Source organism: Guyparkeria sp. (assembly GCF_046545975.1).
Taxonomy (GTDB): domain Bacteria; phylum Pseudomonadota; class Gammaproteobacteria; order Halothiobacillales; family Halothiobacillaceae; genus Guyparkeria.
In genome coordinates this window covers 1-5,957 of record NZ_JBKGYT010000096.1, presented here as the reverse complement: position 1 = coordinate 5,957, position 5,957 = coordinate 1, and the positions used below count along the sequence as shown (strand labels likewise).

Here is a 5,957-nt window from a genome sequence, read left to right as displayed (position 1 = left end):
GTTTGTTCCTCCAAACAGCGTAATAGGGTGGGAGCAGGCCATTCCATTAAAAAAGCGGCCACCGGGGGACCGGTGGCCGCTTCTCGTTTCCCGATGCGGGGCGTGATCCCCGTCAGGCGGCCTGCTCGGCCTTGCGAGCCCGCTTCTCGGCCTTGATCTGCTGATCGAGCTGCCAGAAGTAGTACATGATCGGGATCACCACCAGAGTGAGCATGGTCGAAGCGAAGGTGCCGAAGATCAGCGAGATGGCCAGGCCGCCGAATACGGGGTCGGGCACCATCACCGCCGAGCCGAGCATGACGGTCAGCGCGGTCAGCAGGATCGGGCGGAAACGAACCGCGCCGGCCTGCAGCACGGATTCGAACAGCCCGTAACCCTCCTTGCGATACTCGATGACGAAGTCGATCAGTAGCAGCGAGTTGCGCACCACGATGCCGGCCAGTGCGATGAACCCGATCATCGAGGTGGCGTTGAAGGGCATGTCGAACAGCCAGTGGCCGGGAAAGATGCCCACCAGCGTCAGCGGAATCGAGCCCATCACGATCACCGGCAACATGAACGAGTGGTAGTAGGACACCAGCAGCAGGTAGATGAACACCAGTGCCACGATGAACGCCGCCCCCAGGTCGCGGAAGACGTCCAGCGTCAGGCGCATGTCGCCCCCCCAGAGCACCTGGTAGCCGGAGAGATCGTCCGGCTGGGTGTCGGTAAACCCGAGATTGCCCGTGCTGATGTCGACATTCCCGTCGAGATCCACCTCGTTGAGGCGCTTGTTGAGCGTCAGCGTGGCATAGACCGGGCTGGAGCCGAGCAGATCCCCCTGGACATAGACCGTCCGGTGAAGGTCGCGGTCCAGGATCGGCTTGTTGGCGACGGTCTCCTCGATGGAGACGAGGTCGCCGATCCGCACGGCCTTGTCGTCGGCCCCGGTGACGGTCAGGTCCTCCACCTGTCGTTTCCAGGCACGGTGGGCCTGATCGAGGCGCAGGATGACATTGACCGGTTCCGAGGTGCCGGTGTCATGCACCGTGCCGAGGTTCTGCCCCTGAACGTAGTGATTGACGGTCTCGGCGATCTCGGCCGGCGCAATGCCCGATTGTTGCGCCCGTGTCTGGTTGACCCGGATCGCGTATTCGCGCACGTCGCCGGTGACCGAATCGTCGACATTGATCATCCCGTAGACATCCTCGAACTCGCCACGCACCTCGCCTGCGATCTCGCGCAGCGTCTCGTAGTCGGGTCCGTGGATGCGGGCAAGCACCTGCGAGCGTACGGGTGGTCCCGGTGGGGTGAGGAACAGCTTGACGTTCGACTCGGGGAAGCGTTCCCGTACCTCGGCGAGCTCGTCCCAGACCTCGGCCGCGACCTCGCCGGTCATCGGACGCTGGTCGCGCTTGACGGTGTTCACCCGGATCTGTGCGAGGTTGGTCCCCTGGCGCATGGCATCGCCACGCACCATCCCGGCAAAGGTAAGCGGACCGGTCTGGCCCACGTAGGTTTGGTAGTCGGTCACGTACTCGTTCTCGGCGAGCTCCTGGCCGATGGCATCGGCCACGATGGCCGTGCGCTCGCTCGCCGTGCCCTCGGGCGTGTTCACCTCGACGAGAAAGGTGCTGACGTTGCCCTCGGGCAACATCTTCAGGCCGACGCCGCCCGGCGAGAGCGGCCCGTTCATGCCGGCGGCCCGCATGAACTGCCACGCCGGCATGAGCATCGAGGCGATCATCAGGCCGACGACGAACAGCAGGAACGCCAGGGACAGCCAGCGCGATTTCAGCAACGGGCGGAGGATCGACTTGTAGCTGCGCTGTAGCCAGTCGTCCCGGTTCATGTCGCCTTCCAGGGTCTCGCGCGTGGCGAGCGCCTTGCGGGCCTTGTTGCCGAGCCAACGGTAGGCCGTCCACGGCACCACGATGTAGGCGAGCAGCAGCGAGGCGATCATGGCCACCGGGACGTTGATCGGGATGGGCAGCATGAAGGGGCCCATCATCCCGGAGACGAAGGCCATCGGCACGAAGGCGAGGATGATCGCCAGCGTGGCGATGTTCGTCGGATTGCCGATCTCGTTGGTCGCCTTGACGAGCAGGTTGGTGAACGAGGGGTCCTTGCCCTCGTGCAGGTGCCGGTGGATGTTCTCGACCACCACGATCGCCGCGTCCACCAGCAGGCCCAGCGACAGGATCAGGGCGAATAGCGATATCCGGTTGATTGTCTGGCCGAAGATCCAGCTCACGCCGAGGACCACGAACAGGGTCAGCGGCACGGTGATCGTCACGATCAACGCCTCGCGCCAGCCGAGGAAGAAGAACAGCACGATCAGCACGATGAGGATCGCGATGCCGAGCGATTCGAACAACCCGTTGACCGCATCGTCGGCGCGCACCCCGTAGTCACGGGTGATCGTCATGTCGACCTGTTCGGGAAGCATCTCCCGTTCGACCGTCTCGAGTTTTTCCTTGACGGCGTCGGCCACCGTGACGGCATTCGTGCCCAGTCGCTTGCCGACCGTGATGGTCACGGCCGATCGCGGGTCTCCGGCGGCCTCGCCCTCGGCGTTGCCGGGGCCGAAGGCGTGGGTGGTGATCTGGCCGTCGTCCTCGGGGCCATAGTCGATGGAGGCTACCTCGCCAAGGTAGACCGGGCGGTTGTCGTGCTGCCCGATCATGAGGTTCTCGAGGTCGGCGGGGCCATCGAAGGCGGCGTCAGTACGCAGCCGGATACGTTGGTTGTCCTGACTGAGTTCGCCGCCGGGAAGCACCACGTTGCTGCCCTCGAGCATCTGGCTCAGGCGGCTCATGGAAATGCCCGTCGCGGCGAGTTTCTGTGGATCGACCTGGACGGAAAGGATGCGTTTCTGTCCGCCGATCACCTCGCTGATCCCGACGTTGGGCACGTTCTCGACCTGCTCGAGCAGCCGCTGGCCGACTTCGCGCAGTTGCGTCCCATTGATCTCGTCCGAGCTCAACGTGACCGTCATGATCGGCACGTCGGTGATCCCGATGCTCTTGACCATCGGGATCTCGGTACCAGGTGGCAACCGGTCCATGTTGCGGGTCAGTTCGTTGTAGAGGAGTACCAGGGCCCGCTCCTCGTCACTGCCGACCTCGAACTGGACGGTGACCACGCCCAGGTCGTCCATCGCCGCGCCGTAGGTGTGGTCGACCCCCTGGAGGTTGGTCATCAGCGATTCGAGAGGCTTGACCACCTGGTCCTGGATCTGGTGGGCGTCGTGACCCGGCCGTTCGACCATGATCTGCGCACCGGGGACCACGATTTCCGGGTTGTACAACCGCGGTGTGATCACGATGGCGAGCAGCCCGAACAGGGTCACGCCGATCATGATCAGGGCCGTGATCTTCGAGGTGAGGAACGCCTGGGCGATACGTCCGGCCATGTTCAGTCGTTCGCCTTGCGACGGGTTCTGCTGGCTGGTGTTCTCGCTCATGACGGCTGCTCACCCCGGATGGTTACGCCGTTGCCCAGACGGCCTTCGGCCCGGGTGACCACGCGGTCGCCCGCCTCCAGACCCGAGAGCACGGTCACATCGCCGTCGGTTCGCTGTCCGAGTCGCACCACGCGGAAGCGGGCACGATCGTCCTCGTCGAGGACGAACACGCCGTCGATTCCGGCACGCTGGTGGAGCGCCCGTTCGGGCACGACGACCGAGTCACGCCGTTCCAGCTCGACGCGCACGAGGACGAACTGCCCCGGATCGAGGTCGATATCGTCCGGTACGGACAGCTTGACCGTGTGTGTGCGGGTGATCGGGTCGGCGGCGCCGACGGCGGTCAGCACATCCGCGTCGAAATGCCGTTCCGCTCCCTCCCGGTCCCGGTAGGTGACCCGGGTCTCCGAGTCGACGGGCAGGCGGGCATAAGCCTGATCGTCGACCTGCAGTCGGACCTCGCGGCTCCCCTTGCCGTGCAGCATCAGCAGGGGCTGGCCGGGATTGGCCAGTTGTCCGGCCTCCGCCATGCGTTCGACCACCAGCCCGTCGAAGGGCGCGCGAATGCGGGTGTAGTTCGTTTCCGAGCGGGCCTGGTCGACGGCCGCCTCGGCGGCGGCGTGATCACCCTTTGCCGACTCGTACGCCGTGCGCATCTGGTCGAAGCGCTGCTCCGGGACCGCTTCCTGTTCGTACAAACGCTTGAAACGCTCGTATTCGCGACGGGCGCTTTCCAGCCCGGCGCGCGCCTTGGCGAGATTTGCCTCGGCCTGGCGAATCTGTCCGTCAAGACTGGACTGGTCGATCACGAGCAGGGTGTCGCCTTTCTTGACGGAGTCGCCCTCGTCGACATTGAGTTCCCGCACGAACCCCGAAACCCGGGAGGCGACCGGTGCCTGCCGACTGGCCGTTATGGTGCCGGGGAACCAGGAGGCGACCTTGGTCGGGCTGGTCTCGATCGTCAGCCACTCCCCCTGTATCTCGACGTCCTGGTTGATGGACGCCTGCCGCTGATCGGGCGAGTCGTCGCATCCGCCAGCGAGCAGGGCGGCTCCAAGGGCCAGACTGCCGGCCAGCAGCGGTCGAGCGGCGCGGCTGAATCGGGACGGGGTACGGTGTCGGTAATCAGGCGTCATGTCGGCGTTGTCTCGTCGATCGATAAGGTGCGGTTTACGGGTTCACGTCGAGAAGCGTTCACGGAGCGGACTTCAGCCGTCGGCGATGGGGTCGTCACGCTCGAGCGGACGGCTTTCCACGCGTGCGGCGTCGAGTTCTCCAAGGGCCAGCCAGAGCGCGGCGCGCTGCATGGTTCGCTGGAAGCGCGCGCGAATGAGCTCGGCACGCGCGTTGTCGAGTTCGGCCTGTGCCGCCAGCAATTCGGTCATCGTGTTCAGCCCTTGCTGGTAACGCAGCTTTTCCAGCCGCACGGCCTCCTTGTTCTGTTCGATGGCCTGTCGGCGAACCTCGATCCGCTTTTCGGCCATGCGTGCGGCTCGCCATACCTCGCCGACCTGGCCGACCAGCTTGTCGAGCGCCTGCTGACGTTCGGCGAGGTTGGCGTTGACCTTGGCCTGGGCCCGGTCGACCTGACCGGAGCGTGCCCCGAAATCGAGCACGCGCCAGGACAGCGTGCCGCCGACGGTGTAGCTGTCGTTGCGCAATCCCAGCGAGTCGTTGTTGAAGTCCTGCTGGGCCATCATGTTCACTTGAGGGCGGAACTCGGATCGAGCGACGTCCACCTCGGCACGCGCGGCGGCCGTCCGCCCCCGCAGGGCCCGGATGCGTGGATTGTTGTCCACCGCCATCTGGCGGGCCTCGCCCAGCTCGACTTCCGGCATGGTCACGTCGATGGCCTGCGGGAGCCGGATTTCGCTGGCGGTGTCGATGCCGGCGAGCACCTTCAGCCCGTCGGCGGCATTGTCCGCCTGGTCGCGTGCCGCCTGCACGTCGAGATCGCGATCACCGAGGCTGACCTCCGCCTTGAGCAGGTCGGCCCTGGTCACCACGCCCTCGTCATGGAGTTTCTGCGACAGGTCACGGAAGGAGGTCGCCGCTTCACGGGCCTTCCTGGCGACTTCGATGAAGGCCTCGGCGGTATTGATACCGGCGTAGGCCTCGACGGTGTGCAGCACGAGTTGCTGGCGGGCGGCCTCGTCCCCGGACTCGGCCGCCTGCAGCAGCGCCTGGGCCTGGGTGCGCATCTCGCGGATCTTGCCGCCGTTGTAGATCGGGATCGAGAGCTTCAGCGAAGTCTGGTAGTTGTGGTGCCAGCCCGGGTTGTTGAGGTCGTCCGGCGGGGTCTCGTTGGCGCGGTTGAGGCGCTCGGGGTCGATTGGCGCGTCGGTAGCGAACGCTTCCTGGAACCCGGATTCGGCCAGATACTGCGAGACACCGAAATCGTTGTAGGTCGCCTGTTCCTGCTGAAGCTTCATGCCGAACACATTCAGCGGGTTGTTGGAACCCGTCACGCCGAAGGACAGGTCCAGCGTGGGCAGCAGGTTGCCGTTGGCCT

Annotated in this window: 3 protein-coding genes; all 3 read right to left on the bottom strand. The window is 65.3% G+C overall.

Going from position 1 to position 5,957, the window contains the following annotated elements:
* Positions 1–112: 112 nt before the first annotated feature.
* Positions 113–3,445 carry an efflux RND transporter permease subunit gene (locus ACLFMY_RS08065; RefSeq protein WP_410764150.1) on the bottom strand — a complete coding sequence of 1,111 codons (3,333 nt, stop codon included), beginning with the start codon at positions 3,443–3,445 and terminating at the stop codon, positions 113–115.
* Complete coding sequence (locus ACLFMY_RS08060; RefSeq protein WP_410764149.1) at positions 3,442–4,581, bottom strand: efflux RND transporter periplasmic adaptor subunit; 1,140 nt, start codon at positions 4,579–4,581, stop codon at positions 3,442–3,444. Before ACLFMY_RS08060 ends, ACLFMY_RS08065 begins: the two co-directional genes overlap by 4 nt.
* Positions 4,582–4,653: 72 nt before the next feature.
* A partial coding sequence (locus ACLFMY_RS08055; RefSeq protein ID WP_410764148.1) for a TolC family protein occupies positions 4,654–5,957 on the bottom strand: 1,304 nt, incomplete at its 5' end.